Genomic DNA, 17,118 nt, shown 5'->3' with positions numbered 1-17,118 from the left:
AACCTGAACGGATCAGCAAGATCCGAACGCCCGGGAGCACGCACATGAACGCCGAGACCAGTGCCGCCGGCAGCGGCCCGTTCGACTGGACCCTGCCGGCCAGCGACTATTGCGACCCGGCCCTTTACGAGCGCGAGCGCAAGGAGATCTTCGCCCGCAACTGGATGCTGTTCACCTGGGCGGAACGGCTGAAGCAGCCGGGCGACTATGTCTCCGGTACGCTGGCGGGCTATCCCGTCTTCGTCATCCGCGACGATGACGGCGTCGTGCGCGCCTTCCACAATGTCTGCCGCCATCGCGGTGCGCAGTTGCTGGAAAAGGAGGAGGGCCACTGCGGCAAGCTGGTGGTCTGCCCCTATCACAGCTGGAGCTACACCCGCTCCGGCAGGCTCAACAAGGCTGTGGATTTTGGCGAGGGCATCACCTTCGATCCCCAGGGCTGGGGGCTCTACGCCATCGATGCCGAGGAATGGCGCGGCCTCGTCTTCCTGCGCATCGCGCGCGGCGGCGAGAGCCTCGTTGAATGGCTCGGCCCGATCCATGACATGGCGGCGGATTATCCGCTGGAGCAGCAGCAGTATTTCATGTCGAAGAACCGCGACTGCGCGGTCGACTGGAAGGTCTATGGCGAGAATTATCTCGAATGCTACCATTGCCGGACGATGCATCCGGGCCTGTGCGAGTCGATGGATATCGACAGCTACCGCATCGACACCTACGCGACGGACAAGTTCTTCCATTTGCATGCGCCCAAGCGGGACGGCGGTTTGACGCGGGGGCTCTATTTCTATCGCTTCCCATTCCTCATGCTGAATCTCTATGACTGGGGTTCGTCCATCGCCACCGTCGAGCCGCTGGGGCCGGGGCGCATCCGGCACATCAACTGGTACTTCTTCAACGACGTCTCGCCGGATAAGGCGGAGGCGAACCGCCAGTCGGCGGAGTGGTCGGCGCAGATCGTCACCGAGGATCTCGACATCATCACCGGCGTGCAGCGCAACCTCGAGGCCGGCATCTACACGCGCGGACCGCTCTCGCCGAAATACGAATACGCGGTGAAGTCTTTCCAGGACATGTGCCGCAATGGGCGCGAACCGAAATCCCCGCTGCGCGGTGTCGCTGCCGAGTAGTTTGATCCACCCTTTGAGCCGTCACCAGTCAGGTTGGGGTTGAAGCGATGAGTGCCGACGTCACCGCAGGCAAGGTTTACGACGCGATCATCATCGGCGCGGGTCATAACGGGCTGGTGTGCGCGAACTATCTCGCGAAGGCGGGGCAGAAGGCGCTGGTGCTGGAGCGGCGCGACGTCGTCGGCGGCGCGGCGGTGACGGAGGAAATCGCGCCGGGCTTCCGGGCCTCGATCTTCTCCTATCTGATGAGCCTCCTGCACCCGCGCATCATCCGCGAGCTGGAGTTGAAGAAGCACGGGCTGGAAGTGCTTCCCTGTTCCGACATGGTCTCCCCGCTCGATGGGGACAACTACATCCTGTTCTCCGACAACATCGCGAAGTCGCAGGCGAGCTTCGCCCGCTTCTCCCAGCACGATGCGGACATCTATCCCGAGTTCGACCGCTACCTGAACGAGGCGGCGAACATCGTGCGCAAGCTGTTGTGGGAGACGCCGGTCGACCCGACCAAGCGCGACTGGCGCACCTTCAAGGATGGCGCCTCGCTGCTGTGGCGCCATCGCAAGATCGGGCGGAAGATGTACCGCATCGTCGACATGCTGACGATGAGTGCCTACGACTTCCTGCGCGAATGGTTCGACGACGACCGCATCATGGCGGTGCTCGCCTATTACGCCTCGATCGGCACCTTCGCCGGGCCGAAAACCCCGGGCTCGGCCTATGTCATCATGCACCACATCATGGGCGAGCATGAGGGCGCCGGCGGCTGGGGTTTCATCAAGGGCGGCATGGGCTCGATCACGCAGGCGCTGGCCTCTTCGGCGCGCGAGAAGGGCGTCGACATCGTCACCGGCGCGCCGATCCGGGAAGTGCGCGTCCAGAACGGCCGCGTGACGGCCGTCTCGACCACCACCGGCGAGACCTATGCGGCGAAGACCATCATCTCCAATGCCGACGCCAAGACCCTCTATCTCAACCTTGTCGGCGAACGGCACCTGCCGGAAGAATTGGTGCGGGAGATCAAGGGCTACCGGACCTTCTCCACCGCCTTCAAGATGAACATCGCCTGCGAGCGCCCGCCGCAATACCGCATTCTGGACCGGATACGGCGCGAGGGCACGCTCGGCAGCTTCGACTACCCCACCTATATGCACATCGCGCCCGACATCGACTATCTGGAGCGCGCCTATGACGAGGCCAAGCATGGCTGGTACTCGTCCCGTCCCTTCATCACGCCTGTGGTGCCGACCATGGTGGACACGACGCTGGCGCCCCCGGGCAAGCACGTGGTCAATTTGTTCGGCGGCCACGCGCCCTACACGCTGAAGGGCGGCGACTGGGCGAGCGAGAAGGAGAATTTCCGCAAGACGGTGTTCGACACCATCGAGGATTATGCTCCCGGCTTCCGCGACGACGTCATCGAGGCGCAACTGCTTGTCGCGCCTGACATCGAGAACATCGTGAACCTGCCGCAGGGCCACATCTTCCAGGGCGAACTCTCGGCGGACCAGCTGTTCTTCCAGCGGCCGGTCTCGGGCTATGCCGATTACCGCACGCCGGTGAAGGGGCTCTATATCTGCGGCTCCTCGATGCATCCCGGTGGCGGCGTCTCCGGCATTCCCGGCTTCAACGCCGCCCGCGAGGTGCTGCGGGACATCAAGGCCCGGCGGAACTGAGCGGCCGGTAACCGGAGCCACCCCGCCGCCCGACGCCGTGCAGGGCTTTTCAGCCCGTCACGGCTCCCCGCTCATTCCGAGGCCGAGGCGAAGGCCGTCCGCAGGCTCGCCGCGATATCGGGCACCACCTGCGCCAGCACGACCGCGCCCTTCTCCGCCGAGGAGGATTTGGCCGAGGACAGCACGCCGGTCGGCGGAATGGGGCGGGTGTCGAAGGGATAGACGTCAAAGGGCGGGAAGACGGCCGCCGGGTCGTCGGGGATCTTGTCCTGCCGCACCAGATCAGGCCGCACATGCAGCATGATCGAGGTTTCCATGACGGCGGCGTGCTCCAGTTCCCAGCTCGGAAAGCCGTCGGGAAAGAGCACTGCTTCGGTCGCCTTGTTGATGAAGTCCCAATAGCCGAGCTTGACGATCTTCACGTCGGTGCGCCCCAGCATCGCCTGGTCGCGCAGGGCGAGATCGGCGGCCTCGACGAGGAACCACGCATTCTCCATGTGCCCGTCGAACAGCACGATCTTGCGCGCGCCATGGCGGACCAGTTCGTTGACGATGTTGCGCACCAGGGCGATGAACACGCTGGCATCGAGGCTCAACGTGCCGGGAAAATGGTTGCCGCCGCCGGATTTCGGCTGCGACTTGTAGCCATAGCTCACCGCCGGGGCGACCATGCCGCCGACCTCCGCCGCCACCGCCTCGGCCACCGCGACGGGCAGGATCACGTCGGTCAGCAGCGGCAGATGCGGGCCGTGCTGCTCGACCGAGCCGGTGGGCAGGAAGACGATGGGGTTCTCCTTCACCCGGTCGGCGAATTCGTACCAGGTCATGTCGGCGATGCGGATCAGGGGCGATGAAGGGGTGGGGTTGCTCATCTCGGGGGCTCCGCCTTGGGTCATGCCGGCCACATGTCGCTGGTGCCGACCAGGCGGTGAATGCCGAGATCGACCTGGTTGCAGCGGCGGTGGATGGCGTCGAATGCGGGGGCGAAGGCGCGGTTGGCCGCCTCGACGCCTGAATGATAGTCGTTGAAGGCCGGCATCAGCGACCGCAGCTCGGCCAGCAGCGCCTTCTCGTCGATCCTCAACAGCTTGCCGTTCTCGACCACGATCTCGCCATTGACCATCACCTTCTCGATGGACGAGCCGTTTTCGCTGTAGACGAGGTGGTTGAGGATGTCGTGGCGCGGCGTGAAGCACACCGTGTCGAGGTTGATGACCAGCAGGTCGGCCTTCTTGCCTTCTTCCAGCGAGCCGGTCTCATGGCCGATCAGCGCGCTCCTGGCCCCCGCCAGCGTGCAGGCGTGCAGCACCTCGGCGGAGCTCAGCCACTGTGTGTAGTCGGGCGTCGTCACCTTGTGGATCAGGCCGCAGGCATGCATCACGTCGAACATGCGCGGCGTGTCGTTGGTGGAGATGCCGTCGGAGCCGAGCGCGACATTGACCCCGGCGTTCAGCAACTGCCGCACCGGCGCGATGCCGGCGCCGAGCTTCTGGTTGGAAATGGTGTTGTGCACCACCGAGACGCCGGCCTCGCCCATCAGGGCGATGTCATCCTCGCTCACCCAGACCGAATGGGCGATGGCGGTGCCCGGGTGCATTAGGCCGAGATCGGCCATGTAGCGCATCAGCGACTTGCCATACATGACCGGGCCGGTGACGCCCTGCACCTTGGTCTCGACGATATGGGTGTGGAACGGCACCTTCCATTCCAGCGCCAGCTGGTTCACCGCCTGCATCAGCTCGGGCGTGCAGCGCTGCGGCGCGGAGGGCGCCAGCATGAAGCGGATGCGGCCCGAGCGACCATGGAACTGCGCGTGGGCCTCCCTGGCGAAGGCGAGGTACTCGTCGGTCGTCGGCGGGGTCAGCTTGGCGACTTCCGCCTGGAGTTCGGCCGGCACGTGCTCGCGCGAGAAGGGGATGGAATCGAGAAAGTCCCGGTCCATCACATGGCCGGAGACGGTGGCGCGGATCCCGGCATCGTCATAGGCCGAGACCGCCGCGCCAAGCTGGGCGAGCGACTGGCGCGGGGCCTCGAAGATGTCGTCGGTCAGGCAGGTGACGCCGGTCTTCAGCGATTCGATGGCCACCACCATGCTGCGCAGATAGATCATGCGCTCGCTCAGCCCCTTGGCGCCGAGGATCGGGTAGGCGTAGAGCATCCAGAGTTCGAGCGGCAGGTTGTCGTAGCGGCCCTTGAACAGAGCCTCGCCGGAATGCAGATGCGCGTTGATCAGGCCCGGCATGACCAGCTTGCCGGCGCCGTCGATGATTGTGGCGCCTGCGGGCACCGGCAGGCCCTCGCCGATGGCCTTGATGCGGTCGCCCTCGACATGCACGTCGCCAAGAAAGGGTGTGCTGCCGTTCGGGCCGCCCATGGCGAGCACCGTGGCGCCGCGGATGAAGGTCGACATCGCATTCACTCCATAAATCAGGCGGGCAAAACTCAGGAGGGGAGAAAGAAGCCTTGCTGCGGCGACCAGCGGGCGACGACCGGCTGGCCGACGGCCAGCGGGGTGTTTTCCATCTCGTGCAGGGAACGCTGCGCGCGCAGTTCGCCGCCGCCCTCGGTCTCCAGGAACACGGTGACGGTCGAGCCGACGAATTCCACCGTGACGACGCGCGCCTGCACCTCATTGCCGGCGCCGGTGCTCTCCGCCGCCAGTTCGATGCGGTCGGCGGGAACCACCAGCGTGGCGGCGGCGCCGGTGACGATGCCGCCGTCAGAAGGGGCGGGCGCATGAACCGTGCCCACCGGCCCGGCGAGCGCGATCGAGCCATCCTCGTCGACCCGCGCCGTGCCGGTGAAGATGTTGTTGCCCCCGACGAATTCGGCCACGAAGCGGTTGGCGGCGCGGCGGTGGATGTCCCTCGGCGCGCCGATCTGCTGAATGCGGCCCTCGTTCATGATGACCACGCGGTCGGCCATGGCGAAGGCTTCGGAATGGCTGTGGGTGACGCAGATGAAGGTGATTCCGAGTTCGCGGTGCAGCCGCACCAGCTCCGATTGCATCCGCACCCGCAGATGCGGATCAAGAGCGGAGAGCGGCTCGTCGAGCAGCAGCATTTCCGGCTCCAGCGCCAAAGCGCGGGCGAGCGCGACGCGCTGGCGCTGGCCCCCGGAGAGCTGGTCGACGCCGCGCTCGGCAAAGCCCGCAATGCCGAGCCGCTCCATCCATTCGTCGGCCTTCTTGCGGCGTTCAGGCGCCGGCAGCCGGCGCTGCTTGAGGCCGAATTCCACATTCTTGCGCACGGACATGAACGGGAACAGCGCGTAGCTCTGCCAGACCAGCGGCGCGTCACGCTCCCAGGGCGCGTCCTCGTTGAGGCGGCGGCCCCACAGCCGGATTTCGCCGGAGGAGGGCTCGTCGAGGCCGGCGATCATCCGCAGCGTCGTGGTCTTGCCGCAGCCGGAAGGGCCCATCAGCGCGATGAACTCGCCCTTCTCGATGACGAAGGAAACATCCGCTACGGCGGCCTGGTTGCCATAATGCTTGGCGACACGGTCGAGCTCGATCATGGGGGTGGCCATGCGCGTCATCCTTTCTTCCGGGCGGCGCGGCCGGACATGCGTCCGAGCAGCACTTGGGCGAGCACGATCAGGGTGATGCTGACGCCGAACACGATGGCGCCGATGGCGTTGATGCGCGGGCTGACCTGCCCCTGCAGCATCGCCAGCACGCGCACCGGGAGCGTCTCGTTCACGCCCGAGACGAACCAGGCGATCATGAACTCGTCGAAGGAGACGGCGGCGGTGAGGAACAGCGCGGCGAGGATCGCGGGGGCGCAGAACGGCACGATCACGCCGAACATGGTGGCGAAGGGCGAGGCCCCGAGATTCCACGCCGCGCGCTCGATGTCGGGGTCGAGATCGGCGAGCCGCATCCGCACCAGCGCCATGGCGAAGGGCGTCGCCAGCACGACATGGCCGACGATGATGCCCTGCAGCGTCCCCGACAGCCCGACCCGCCCCTCAAAGGTGAGCAGCGCCACGCCGAGAATGACCACCGGCACGGTCGGCGGCAGCGCGGCGAGGGCGAGATAGACCGACTTGCCGAGGAAGCGGTAGCGGTAGTCGACATAGGCGGCGGAGAAGCCGAGGAAGGTGGCGATCACGCAGGTGACGCCGGCCACGACGAGGCTGTTCACCAGCCCGCGCTGGATCGTCGCGTCGGCGAAGATCGCCTCGTACCATTGCAGGCTGAACCCGCCCCAGGGCAGGCTGGGGAATCGGTCGGCATTGAACGAGAACACGATGGTCGAGACGATGGGCGCGAAGATGAAGGCGAACACCAGGCCCGTATAGGCGACCAGCAGGAAGCGGCGGAGCGCGGCCATGCTCATGCCCTCTCCTTGCGGCGGCCATAGGCGAGGCCGATCATGACCAGCATCACCACCATCAGCGTCACGATCATCATCACCGCCACCACCGAAGCCCGCGGCCAATTGTTCCCGGACTTCACCTGGTCGGCGATGAGGATGCTGAGCGTGGGTGGCCGGGAGCCGCCGAGATAGGTCGGCGCCACATAGTCGCCGAAGGCCAGCACGAAGGCGAAGGTGCCGGCGACGATCAGGCCGATGCGGGCCGAGGGGATGATAACCGACCAGATGGTGCGGAACCGGCCGCAGCCGAGATTATGTGCCGCCTCGATCAGGATGCGCGGCACATTGGCGAGGGCGAAGGTCTGCAGCAGCACCACGAGCGGCAGGGTGAGCACGAGATAGCCCACCACCGTGCCGGTCGGCGTGTTCAGCACCTGCAGCGGCCCCAGCCCCAGCGGCACCAGCACGGTGTTGATGATGCCCTGCGGACTGAAGAAAATCTGGGTGGAGTAGATCCGCACCGGATAGCTGGTGAAGAACGGCACCACCAGCATGAAGATCATGAAGCGCCGCGTCGCCGGGCTCACCTTGTAGGCCAGCGTATAGGCGGCGGGGAAAGCTGCGAGGCTGGCGATAACGGCCGTCAGGGCCGCGAGCCAGAAGGTGTAGACATAGGCGCTGCGAAAGAAGCCGGCATTGAGGATGAACATCCAGTTGGCCAGCGTCGCGTCGGGCGTCAGGCGGAAATTCTTCACCGACCAGAAGGTCATGGCGACCAGAAAGCCCAGCGGCACCAGGAAGAACGCGGCCTGCCACAGCGCCGGCGGTGCGCCCCAGAACACGGCGAAGCGTGCCCCGGCGGCGCGTCGCGAGGTGGCTGCAAGGGGGGCGGGTCCGGTGTCCGGCGTGGGCAAAGGTTCGCTCATGAAGCCTTAGGGGCTGGTAGTGTGAGACACGACAGGCGATCACCGGCAGGCGGCGCGTGGCCGCCTGCCGGGCGTGCGCGGGCTACATCGACTTGAATTCGGACCAGACGTCGTTCCACTGCTCGATGCTCTGCTGCACCGGCGTCTTGCGGATGTAGATCTTCCCGTCCTTGTATTCGTCCATGACGTTGCGGGCGTCGAAGGTGTGGCGCAGCGCCTTGGCCTCGGCCTGGTGGTCCTTGTTCAGCAGCTCCCAGCCCTTCTTGTTGGGGATCGAGGCCCAGTAGGCGGGCATGATCGAGGAGCGCACCTGGCCTTCCGGCGACGACATGTACTGGATGAAGGCCTTGGCGAGGTCCTTCTTGGTGGAAGAGGAGACGATGGACATCGACTCGGTCCACTGGATGCCGCCTTCTTCCGGCACGGTGGCCGAAACCGGAACGCCGCTCTTCTGCAGCAGCAGCACCACCCAGTCGCCGACGCCGGGAATGGCGGCGGCGGTGCCGTTGGTCAGCATCGAGAACTGGTCGGCCATGGAATAGAAGCCGGCGGTCTGCGGCTTGAGCGAGAACAGCGTCTCCTTCAGCTTGCCGAAGGCGGCGTCGGAAATGTCGAAGGGCGGCTTGTTGCCGTCATAGAGGCTGAGGCAGCCCATGGTCGGCAGGTACCAGTCGAAGAAGCCGAGCTTGCCCTTGATCTTGGGGTCCCACAGCGCCTTGTACGACTTCACGTCCGCCTCGGAGAGCATGTCGGTGCGGTAGGCGATGCCGAGATAGCCGAAGCGGATCAGCACCGAGTAGAGGTCATCGCCGACCCAGTGCGGCTCGAATTTCTGGAACTCCGGCCAGTAGTCGGCGAGCGGGTAGTCGGCCGGGTTCATCTTGTCGATGAAGCCGCCTTCCTTGAGCATGTGAATGTACTCGGCGTCCGCCAGCACCACGTCGAACGAGCCGGGGGGCGACTGGTTCATCAACGCCAGCATCGGCTCGCCGCCGACATATTCCTTGGCGACGACCTTCACGCCGTATTTGTCCTCGAACGGCTTGACCACCGCCGGGTCGGCATGGCCGGGCCAGGACAGCAGGTTCAGCACCTTGTCCTGGGCATAGGCGGGCTCGGGGGCGGTGGCGGTCACGCCGAGCGCGGCGGCGCCGGCAAGCACGCTGGCGCCCTGAAGCAGGCGGCGCCGGTTCATCGGGTGCAGCAGCGCCCGGAAATCGGTGATCGGGCCGTCGAACTCGTTCATGTCGTCGTCTCCATCGGGAAGGTCGTTTTGATTGGGCCGGCACTCACTGGAACGCACTGAAGCCGGGCGAGGCCGCCCACTCGTCGAGGACGTCGCGGGCCTCGGCGGGGAGCAGGCGTTCGGCGGGGAGGGTGCGCTCGTGCAGGTCGCTGCGGACCATTTTCGTCAGCGGTTCCAGCTTGAAGCCGATATCCGCGCAGTCCTTCAGCGTATTGGCGTAATAGAGCCGGCTGATCTTCGCCCAGAACATCGAGGCGACGCACATCTCGCAGGGCTCGCAGGTGGTATAGAGATCGCAGCCGCTGAGGTCCCAGGTCTTGAGGTTCTGGCCGGCGTCGCGGATCGCCTCGACCTCGCCGTGCGAGGTGGCGTCGTGCTTGTTGACGACGTTGTTCACACCCTCGCCGACGATCACGCCATCCTTGACGATGACGCAGCCGAACGGCGCCGAGCCGTCCGACCGCATCTTGTCGCGGCTGATCTCGATGGCACGGCGCATGAAGGTCTCGTGAGTGCTCATGATGGGGCCTCGCTGGGCGGAAAAAGGCGATGGAGGGCGGGAGAAACGAGGTCGACGGGGCCGCGCACGCGCTCGATGCCGCCCGTCACGCGCACATTGGCCTCGCCCAGAGCCGGGCCGACGATCTGCAGCCCGACCGGCATGCCGTCGCCCGCCAGCCCGGCGGGGTCGAGCCGTTCGCGCTTCGTCTCCAGCATGTCGCGCAGCCGCGTGCCGTCGCCCGTAGAGAATTCGCCGATCCAGAGATCGGCCGGATCGTTCGCGAACACCGTGTCGACCTGCTCGACGGTGGCGGCGAGGTCTTCCAGCTTCCGCACCGCCTGCTCGGTCACGCGCAGCACCTCCGGCTCCGGCCGGGCGTAGCCGAGCGCCGGCGACCATGCGATGCGCATGCCAACCCGCGAGGCTGTGGAGCGGGCGCGCGCGGCCGGCACAGGGCCGGCGACGCTGGCAAGCCCGCGACCCCCGCCGTCACCACCGCCTCCACGCCGGCGGGAGCGCGAGTCGCGGTGGCGCCCCTGCCGAAAGGCCAAGCGCGCCCGTCGCCGCCCGATGCTGGCCGCGCAGAAATCGTGATGAAGGCATGTCGTCTCTCCCGATGCCACGGGACTCGGGGGGACGGAGTTCCGTGGCTCGACGAGACGAGAGGCTAGAGACAAGCAGCGGCAATCGACAAAGACGATTTTCCAATCAGCAGTATAGGCTATTCCTATCGTCTCTATTTATAGGCATTTGTGATCACTGTTGGATTGATATAACTATCGGATTTTATTGAATAATCAAAAATTGAATGCTTATAGATTATGCAAATGATGCTTTGTTAGTCAGTTTGACATTTGGACGGCGGCACGCAGAGGTGACGCGTGAGAAAGGTGGTCCATGGATCTTCGCCAGTTGAAATACTTCGTGCAGATCACGGAAAGCGGCAATTTCTCACGCGCCGCCGAAATGCTGCGGATCGCCCAGCCCTCGTTGAGCCAGCAGGTGAAGAACCTCGAAGAGGAACTGGGCGTCGAGCTGCTCCTGCGCCATGCGCGCGGCGTGACCCCGACCGAAATGGGTCAGCAGCTTTACGACCATGCCCGCCGCATCCTTGAGGAGGTCGAGCGTGTAAAGGATGTCGTGCGTTCCCAGTCGGTCAATCCTTCAGGCCGCGTCGCGGTCGGGCTGCCGACCTCGGCCTGTCGCGGCCTGTCCATCCCGTTGATCACCGCCATGGCCGAGCGCCAGCCCAAGATCACCCTGCGCGTGGTGGAGGCGATGACCGGCTATCTCGACGAGTTCCTGCAGATGGGCCGGCTCGACGTCGCCCTGCTCTATGACCGCCGCGCCTTCGAGAATGTCGCCTGGACCGAGATGATGGTCGAGGAACTGATGCTCTTCGTGCCGCCGGGCCATCCTCTCGCCTCCAGCGGCGGGGTGACGCTGCGCGGGGTGTTCGAGCATCCCATCGTTCTGCCAGGCGCGCCCAATGTGCTGCGCACGGTGATCGAGCGGTTCGCGGCCCGCCACGACATCAAGCCGGTGGCGATGGATTGCGACAGCCTGCCCGCCATTGCCCAGCTGGTGCAGCAGGGCCGGGCGCTGGCGGTCATGCCGCATTTCGCCTTTGTCGAGGAAATGCGGCGTGGCGAGATGGTCGCCGTGCCCATCCTCGACCCGACACCCTCGTGGCGCCTGTCCGTGGTGGTGTCGCCGCGCACCATGAACCCGCGCGGCAGCGACGCGGTGGCGAAGGTGATGGCCGACGTCATCGCCGGCATGGTGGAGACCGGCGCCTGGCGCGCCCGGCTGCGGGCGGACAAAAGCCGGGGGGAGGCGGGGCGGGCCGTGCCGCGATGAGCCCCGCCCCCGGCGATGTATTTGATCGTCGCCCGCGCCCGACCAGACCCTCTGCGAAAACACGCCCCTCCCGTGCCGGCCATGGCCAGATCACCGCGCCTGGGGCAAGGTCGGCGCCACGGGCGTTGAGGGGAAAGCTGCGGAATGGGCGTGTTGCGGGTGGTCCTTGGGGACCAGTTGTCGTCGCAACTGGATGTCGTGGCCGGTGCCGACAAGGGCCGGGACGTGTTCCTGCTGGCCGAAGTGATGAGCGAGGCCAGCTATGTCCGCCATCACGTCAAGAAGATCGCCTTCCTGTTCGCCGCCATGCGCCATTTTGCCGAAGCCCTGCGAAGCGCGGGCTACACGGTGCGCTATGTCGCGCTCGACGACGAGGGCAACAGCCAGAGCCTCGACGGCGAAATCCTCCGCGCGGTGGCGGCGCTCGCGCCCAGCCGCGTTGTCGTCACCGAGCCGGGTGAATGGCGGCTGCGCGAAGGCTTCGAGGCGTTGCGGCTGGCGCTTCCCGTTCCGCTCGATGTCCTCCCCGACACGCGGTTCCTCTGCTCGCACGCGGCGTTCGGCACCTTCGCCGAGGGCCGGCGCGAACTGCGGATGGAGTACTTCTACCGCGAGATGCGCCGGCGCTACGACATCCTGATGGAGCCCGATGGCACGCCGTCGGGCGGGCGCTGGAATTTCGATGCGGAGAACCGCAAGCCGCCCAAGGCCGGGCTGACGTCTGCGCCGCGCCTGAGCTTCCGCAAGGACGCCATCACCCTCGACGTGCTCGATCTGGTGCGCCGGCATTTTCCGCAGGGCTATGGCCGGCTGGAGCCCTTCCATTTCGCGGTGACGCGGCGCCAGGCCCTGCGCGAGCTCGACCATTTCATCGCCCATATCCTCCCCGGCTTTGGCGATTACCAGGACGCGATGGTGCGGGGCGAACCCTATCTCAGCCATTCACTGCTCGCGGCCTATCTCAATGCCGGGCTGCTTTACCCCCTGGAGGTCTGCCGCAAGGCCGAAGCGGCCTTTCGCGAGGGGCGGGCGCCGCTGAACGCGGCCGAGGGCTTCATCCGGCAGATACTGGGGTGGCGCGAGTATGTGCGCGGCGTCTACTGGCGCTTCATGCCCGGCTATACCGAGCGCAACGCGCTGGGCGCCGACGAGGCGCTGCCCTGGTTTTATTGGAGCGGGGAGACCCGCATGGCGTGCCTGCGCGAAGCGCTCGCCCATACCTATGACCATGCCTATTCCCACCATATCCAGCGGCTGATGATCACCGGCAATTTCGCGCTTCTGGCCGGCATCGCGCCGAAGGCCGTGCATGAATGGTACCTGGCCGTCTATGCCGATGCCTATGAGTGGGTGGAAGCGCCCAACACGCTCGGCATGGCGCTGCACGCCGATGGCGGGATCCTCGCCTCCAAGCCCTACGCGGCCAGCGGCAACTACATCAAACGCATGAGCAATTACTGCGAGCGTTGCGCCTACGACCCCGCCGTTTCGGTCGGCGCGCGCGCCTGCCCGTTCAACGCGCTGTATTGGGATTTTCTGGCGCGCCATCGCGACCGCTTCAGCGGCAATGCCCGCATGCCCTATGTCTACGCCAATTGGGACAAGATGGGCGGCGAGAAACAGGCGGCGCTGCGCGATCAGGCGCGGGCGCATCTGCGCGCCATGCGCGAGGGGACGCTGTGAGCGGGAAGCGCACGGTGAAGGCGAACCTGCCGACCAAGACCTGTCTTGTCTGCCAGCGGCCGTTCACCTGGCGCAAGAAGTGGAGCCGGGTCTGGGACGAGGTGCTCTATTGCTCGGACGCCTGCCGTGGCCGCCGCCAGCAGAAAAGCCCGCCCGTCGCCGCCTCGCCCGATAGCGGATGAGCGGCCGCGCGCCGCGCGTTCAGACCCTGCAACTCGTGGCCACAAGCACCGGCGCCATCGTGTAGAGCGTAGCGATCAGGCCGATCCAGAGGCCGAGCCGGGGAATGCCGGCTTCCGGTCCCAACGCCGTCTTCACCCGCGCCAGCAGGACGAGGCAGACAAGGATCGCGGCGAGGGAGGGTAGGGCGATGGCCACGCGCTGCAGGCTGACCGGGCCGAGGCTCAGCGCCGGCCAGCCAAGCTCGCAGCCCAGCCCGTGCAGTCCGTAGGCGACAGAAAAGGCGGCCGCCCAAACGGTGGGCCCGGCGATCAGCCAGCCCAGCCAGCCCATGCCGCCGACGCGCCTCATGCCGTCAACTCCTGCGCCCACAGGGCTGCCGTCGCCAGCGCCGCGGCGGCGAGCGTGTAGCGTTGCCACAGGCCCCAATTTCGCAGCGAACCGGCGTGCGCGGGGTTCAGTTCGCCCCGGCGCGCTTGGTCGAGCGCGAAGGCGCTGAAAAGCACCGCGACAGCGATGTGCAGGCCGACATAGGCGACAAGGGCGGCGCGCACGGCGTCGCCGGCATGGCGCGTGGGGTCGGGCAACACCCCCAGCGCCAGCGCGGCGAGGGCGACGAGCGCCGCCAGATTGGCGACCACCGAGCCGATGAGCGCCGCCCCGGCCGGCTGGCCGGCCTCGACACGCGCCAGCGCCCACCGCCCGCCGAGCGTGCCCGCCGCGAGGAGGGCCAGCACGGCGATGGCCGCCAGCAGCACCGTTCCGTCCGCCTGCCATGCCGGCACAGGCGGGCCGGGGGAGACCAACGTGAGAAACGCCAGCCCGAACAGCAGCGAGGCGAAGAACGTGCCATTGGCGAACAGCAGGCTCACCAGCCCACTCTGCGTCAGCGTGGCGCCGTTCGCCGGGTGGACCGGCAGCAGCAGCCCGGGCGCAATCTCCACCGGCGCCGCGTCGACGGCAGCGACGGCGCGCCGTGCCCAGGCCCAGATCAGGCCGGCCACGGGGATCAGCGCCACCGGCGCCACCGCGTAGAAGCCGCCCAGCATCAGCAGCACGAAGGCGCAAATGGCGAATGCCACCACGAGTGGCAGGGCGGTGTTGAACGGCAGCAGCGCCACATGCTCGGGCCGGGCAGAACCGACCGAGGTGACGAGAATCTCGCGCCGTCCGCGCGGGGCGCCGGGCAGGAAGCCCTCGCCGCGCGCCAGCTTCAGCATCGCATCGGCGGCGCCGGCCTTCTGCAGCTCCACGCCGGGCAGCGAGGCGAAATTGTAGTTGGGCGGCGGCAGCGCCATCGCCCAGTCCAGCGACGGTGCGTGCCAGGGGTCGCGCACGCTGCGCTTGCCGAACCCTGCCTGCAGGATGAGGTCGATGGTGAACAGGGCGAAGCCGATGGTCATGACGAAGCCGAAGAAGGACGAGGAGAGGTTGAGCAGCATCCATTCGGGATTGTCGGCATAGGTCGGAATCCGGCGCGGCATGCCCATCAGCCCGGTGAGGTGCATGAGGAAGAACGTGCCGTGGAAGCCGATCAGGATGAGCCAGAACGCCGACTCGCCCAGCCCCCTGATGCGCCGGCGCCCGCTCATCAGCGGCATCCACCACGTCACCCCCGCCAGCATCGGGAAGACGAAGCCGCCGATCAACACGTAATGCAGGTGCGCGGTCACGAAGGCGGTGTCGTGCGCCTGCCAGTTGAACGGCACCACCGCCAGCATCACGCCGGTCAGCCCGCCCATGACGAAGGTGAAGAAGAAGCCGAGAACATACAGCATCGGCAGCTTCAGCTCGGGCCGCCCGCGCCACATGGTGCCGATCCAGGCGAAAATCTGCACGGCGGTGGGCACCGCCACCAGCATCGAGGCGGCGGAGAAGAAGGCCAGCGCCAGATGGGGAATGCCGACCGTGAACATGTGATGCACCCACAGCCCAAAGCTGAGGAACACCATGCCGAGAATGGCGGCGACGATGGCGCCATAGCCGACGATGGTCGTGCGGCTCAGCACCGGAATGACGGTGGAGAGCACGCCCGCCGCCGGCAGGAAAATGATGTAGACCTCCGGGTGGCCGAACAGCCAGAACAGGTGCTGCCACAAAAGCGGGTCGCCGCCGCGCTCCGGGTCGAAGAACGGCCAGCCGAAGGCACGCTCCATCTCCAGCAGCACCGAGCCGAGGATGAGCGGGGGAAAGCCGGCCAGCATCATCGCGGCGGTGCCGAGGATGTACCAGGCGAAGAGCGGCATCTGCGTCAGCTTCATCCCCGGCGCCCGCAGGCGCAGGATGGAGACCATGAGCTCGATCGCCGCCGCGAGCGCGGAAATCTCGACGAAGGTCACGCCCAGCAGCCAGACATCGGCGTTGATGCCGGGCGAATAGGTTTTCCCCGACAGCGGCGTGTACATGAACCACCCGTCGCCCGGGGCGACGCCGGCCAGCAGGGCAAGGATCAGGATGCTGCCGCCCAGCAGGTAGCACCAGTAGCCCAGCGCCGAGAGGCGGGGAAAGGCGAGGTCCCGCGTGCCCAGCATCTTCGGCAGCAGGTACATCGCCAGCCCTTCGAGCATGGGGATGGCGAACAGGAACATCATGATGCTGCCATGCATCGTGAAGATCTGGTTGTAGAGCGCCGTGTCGAGAAAGGCGCTCTGAGGGGTCGCCAGCTGCGCGCGGATCAGCATGGCGAGAAGCCCGCCAATGCCGAAGAAGACGAACGCCGTGCCCATGAAGCGCAGGCCCAGCGTGGTGTGGCTGACGCTGGTGATCTGCCCCCACAGGCCGGGGCCGTTCCGCCAGACGATGTCCAGCTCCCTATGCAGGTGGAGCGCCCGGCGCGGCGGGTTGGGGGGGATCGCCGCTACATCGTTCGGGATCATGGCCGGGGGGCCTCCATCAGCGCGGGCGGCGAGAGGGGCGGCGATACAGGCAGCGAGGCGGGCGGCCAGTCGGCGGGATCATGCGCGATCACCTCGAACCGCATGGACGCATGTTCCAGCCCGCAGAACTCGGCGCACAGCCCCTCATAGGTGCCGGGCCTCGTGGCCTCGATGCGCAGCCGGTTCTGCCGGCCGGGGATCGCATCCATCTTGCCGCCGAGCTGCGGCACCCAGAAGGAATGGATCACGTCGGAAGAGGTGATGAGCACATCCACCGGCTGGCCGGCGGGGATATGCAGCACGCCTTCGGCCTCGTTCGGGCCCTGCGCGCCGGGATGGCTGAAGGTCCAGGACCATTGCCGGGCATGGGCGTGCACTTCCAGCGCTGGCCCGTGTGGCAGGATGCGCTCGCCCACCCACAGCGCCGCCGCGAGGGTGAGCGTGAGCACGGCCAGCGAGAACCACACGCCAAGGCCGAAGGTCCAGCGCTTCTCCGGCACCTCGCGCGGCCGGCCGAAGCTGAGCGCGACCAGCACGAACACCAGCAGCGCCAGCAACGCCGCCCCCGCCAGCAGCGCCCACCACAGCCAGGCGATGTCCTGCGCGATCGGCCCTGCCGGCGACAGGGTGGAGAGCGGACCCTTGCATCCCGCAAGAAGAAGGGGAACCGTAGCAAAGCCTGCGCACTTCACCGGAGAGACGGCACGCCACGCGAAGGGAACC

16 protein-coding genes are annotated in these 17,118 nt (G+C 66.7%); 5 read left to right on the top strand and 11 right to left on the bottom strand.

Annotated features, from left to right (window positions below; all coding sequences use genetic code 11):
* Nucleotides 1-44: 44 nt before the first annotated feature.
* Nucleotides 45-1,130, top strand: coding sequence for an aromatic ring-hydroxylating oxygenase subunit alpha (locus tag EV667_RS15685; RefSeq protein ID WP_131836224.1), 1,086 nt, complete (start codon nucleotides 45-47; stop codon nucleotides 1,128-1,130).
* Between the two features lie 47 nt (nucleotides 1,131-1,177).
* Entirely contained in the window at nucleotides 1,178-2,803 is a 1,626-nt protein-coding gene (locus tag EV667_RS15680) for a phytoene desaturase family protein (RefSeq protein WP_131836223.1), read from the top strand.
* A gap of 71 nt (nucleotides 2,804-2,874) precedes the next feature.
* Here EV667_RS15680 and EV667_RS15675 read toward each other — a convergent pair whose 3' ends face one another.
* The 8 genes from EV667_RS15675 to EV667_RS15640 all read right to left on the bottom strand — a co-directional run bounded on the left by EV667_RS15675 (nucleotide 2,875) and on the right by EV667_RS15640 (nucleotide 10,206).
* Entirely contained in the window at nucleotides 2,875-3,675 is an 801-nt protein-coding gene (locus tag EV667_RS15675) for a creatininase (RefSeq protein ID WP_131836222.1), read from the bottom strand.
* 20 nt (nucleotides 3,676-3,695) lie between these two features.
* Nucleotides 3,696-5,213 carry an amidohydrolase family protein gene (locus tag EV667_RS15670; protein ID WP_131836221.1) on the bottom strand — a complete coding sequence of 506 codons (1,518 nt, stop codon included), beginning with the start codon at nucleotides 5,211-5,213 and terminating at the stop codon, nucleotides 3,696-3,698.
* Nucleotides 5,214-5,245: 32 nt separating this feature from the next.
* The gene (locus EV667_RS15665; protein WP_245516175.1) at nucleotides 5,246-6,331 is read right to left on the bottom strand and encodes an ABC transporter ATP-binding protein; all 1,086 of its coding nucleotides are present in this window, start codon (nucleotides 6,329-6,331) and stop codon (nucleotides 5,246-5,248) included.
* A 5-nt stretch (nucleotides 6,332-6,336) separates the two neighbouring features.
* Nucleotides 6,337-7,143, bottom strand: coding sequence for an ABC transporter permease (locus EV667_RS15660; protein WP_131836219.1), 807 nt, complete (start codon nucleotides 7,141-7,143; stop codon nucleotides 6,337-6,339).
* Nucleotides 7,140-8,048 carry an ABC transporter permease gene (locus EV667_RS15655; RefSeq protein ID WP_245516174.1) on the bottom strand — a complete coding sequence of 303 codons (909 nt, stop codon included), beginning with the start codon at nucleotides 8,046-8,048 and terminating at the stop codon, nucleotides 7,140-7,142. The genes EV667_RS15660 and EV667_RS15655 overlap by 4 nt, the downstream gene beginning before the upstream one ends.
* Before the next feature lie 82 nt (nucleotides 8,049-8,130).
* On the bottom strand, nucleotides 8,131-9,294 hold the full coding sequence (locus EV667_RS15650; protein WP_131836218.1) for an ABC transporter substrate-binding protein: 1,164 nt from the start codon (nucleotides 9,292-9,294) through the stop codon (nucleotides 8,131-8,133).
* A 43-nt stretch (nucleotides 9,295-9,337) separates the two neighbouring features.
* Entirely contained in the window at nucleotides 9,338-9,814 is a 477-nt protein-coding gene (locus tag EV667_RS15645) for a nucleoside deaminase (RefSeq protein ID WP_131836217.1), read from the bottom strand.
* Complete coding sequence (locus tag EV667_RS15640) at nucleotides 9,811-10,206, bottom strand: hypothetical protein (RefSeq protein WP_131836216.1); 396 nt, start codon at nucleotides 10,204-10,206, stop codon at nucleotides 9,811-9,813. The genes EV667_RS15645 and EV667_RS15640 overlap by 4 nt, the downstream gene beginning before the upstream one ends.
* A gap of 487 nt (nucleotides 10,207-10,693) precedes the next feature.
* On the opposite strand from EV667_RS15640, the gene EV667_RS15635 reads away from it, so the two are divergent.
* From EV667_RS15635 to EV667_RS15625, 3 genes are all read left to right on the top strand, one after another.
* On the top strand, nucleotides 10,694-11,656 hold the full coding sequence (locus EV667_RS15635) for a LysR family transcriptional regulator (RefSeq protein WP_131836215.1): 963 nt from the start codon (nucleotides 10,694-10,696) through the stop codon (nucleotides 11,654-11,656).
* Between the two features lie 144 nt (nucleotides 11,657-11,800).
* Nucleotides 11,801-13,339, top strand: coding sequence for a cryptochrome/photolyase family protein (locus tag EV667_RS15630; protein WP_131836214.1), 1,539 nt, complete (start codon nucleotides 11,801-11,803; stop codon nucleotides 13,337-13,339).
* Nucleotides 13,336-13,521 (top strand): DUF2256 domain-containing protein, encoded by a 186-nt coding sequence (locus tag EV667_RS15625; protein ID WP_131836213.1) that lies wholly within the window; start codon nucleotides 13,336-13,338, stop codon nucleotides 13,519-13,521. Before EV667_RS15630 ends, EV667_RS15625 begins: the two co-directional genes overlap by 4 nt.
* Nucleotides 13,522-13,540: 19 nt before the next feature.
* On the opposite strand, the gene EV667_RS15620 is transcribed toward EV667_RS15625, so the two are convergent.
* Genes EV667_RS15620 through coxB form a run of 3 tightly spaced genes read right to left on the bottom strand, consistent with a single transcriptional unit; the run spans nucleotide 13,541 to nucleotide 17,087 of the window.
* On the bottom strand, nucleotides 13,541-13,870 hold the full coding sequence (locus EV667_RS15620; RefSeq protein ID WP_131836212.1) for a hypothetical protein: 330 nt from the start codon (nucleotides 13,868-13,870) through the stop codon (nucleotides 13,541-13,543).
* Complete coding sequence (gene ctaD, locus EV667_RS15615; RefSeq protein WP_131836211.1) at nucleotides 13,867-16,395, bottom strand: cytochrome c oxidase subunit I; 2,529 nt, start codon at nucleotides 16,393-16,395, stop codon at nucleotides 13,867-13,869. Before ctaD ends, EV667_RS15620 begins: the two co-directional genes overlap by 4 nt.
* A complete protein-coding gene (gene coxB / locus EV667_RS15610) occupies nucleotides 16,392-17,087 on the bottom strand; it encodes a cytochrome c oxidase subunit II (RefSeq protein ID WP_131836210.1) in 696 nt (231 codons plus the stop codon). The genes ctaD and coxB overlap by 4 nt, the downstream gene beginning before the upstream one ends.
* Nucleotides 17,088-17,118 lie beyond the last annotated feature (31 nt).

Origin of the sequence: Ancylobacter aquaticus (assembly GCF_004339465.1) — a bacterium.
Taxonomy (GTDB): domain Bacteria; phylum Pseudomonadota; class Alphaproteobacteria; order Rhizobiales; family Xanthobacteraceae; genus Ancylobacter; species Ancylobacter aquaticus.
Note: the sequence above shows the minus strand (reverse complement) of the source record. Positions and strands in the feature narration are given on the sequence as shown.

What these genes read in the sequence shown, in the direction of transcription:
- EV667_RS15685 (WP_131836224.1), top strand. Translation starts at nt 45, where the DNA reads ATGAACGCCGAGACCAGTGCCGCCGGCAGCGGCCCGTTCGACTGGACC.
- EV667_RS15680 (WP_131836223.1), top strand. Translation starts at nt 1,178, where the DNA reads ATGAGTGCCGACGTCACCGCAGGCAAGGTTTACGACGCGATCATCATC.
- EV667_RS15675 (WP_131836222.1), bottom strand. Translation starts at nt 3,675, where the DNA reads ATGAGCAACCCCACCCCTTCATCGCCCCTGATCCGCATCGCCGACATG.
- EV667_RS15670 (WP_131836221.1), bottom strand. Translation starts at nt 5,213, where the DNA reads ATGTCGACCTTCATCCGCGGCGCCACGGTGCTCGCCATGGGCGGCCCG.
- EV667_RS15665 (WP_245516175.1), bottom strand. Translation starts at nt 6,331, where the DNA reads ATGGCCACCCCCATGATCGAGCTCGACCGTGTCGCCAAGCATTATGGC.
- EV667_RS15660 (WP_131836219.1), bottom strand. Translation starts at nt 7,143, where the DNA reads ATGAGCATGGCCGCGCTCCGCCGCTTCCTGCTGGTCGCCTATACGGGC.
- EV667_RS15655 (WP_245516174.1), bottom strand. Translation starts at nt 8,048, where the DNA reads ATGAGCGAACCTTTGCCCACGCCGGACACCGGACCCGCCCCCCTTGCA.
- EV667_RS15650 (WP_131836218.1), bottom strand. Translation starts at nt 9,294, where the DNA reads ATGAACGAGTTCGACGGCCCGATCACCGATTTCCGGGCGCTGCTGCAC.
- EV667_RS15645 (WP_131836217.1), bottom strand. Translation starts at nt 9,814, where the DNA reads ATGAGCACTCACGAGACCTTCATGCGCCGTGCCATCGAGATCAGCCGC.
- EV667_RS15640 (WP_131836216.1), bottom strand. Translation starts at nt 10,206, where the DNA reads ATGCGCATCGCATGGTCGCCGGCGCTCGGCTACGCCCGGCCGGAGCCG.
- EV667_RS15635 (WP_131836215.1), top strand. Translation starts at nt 10,694, where the DNA reads ATGGATCTTCGCCAGTTGAAATACTTCGTGCAGATCACGGAAAGCGGC.
- EV667_RS15630 (WP_131836214.1), top strand. Translation starts at nt 11,801, where the DNA reads ATGGGCGTGTTGCGGGTGGTCCTTGGGGACCAGTTGTCGTCGCAACTG.
- EV667_RS15620 (WP_131836212.1), bottom strand. Translation starts at nt 13,870, where the DNA reads ATGAGGCGCGTCGGCGGCATGGGCTGGCTGGGCTGGCTGATCGCCGGG.
- ctaD (WP_131836211.1), bottom strand. Translation starts at nt 16,395, where the DNA reads ATGATCCCGAACGATGTAGCGGCGATCCCCCCCAACCCGCCGCGCCGG.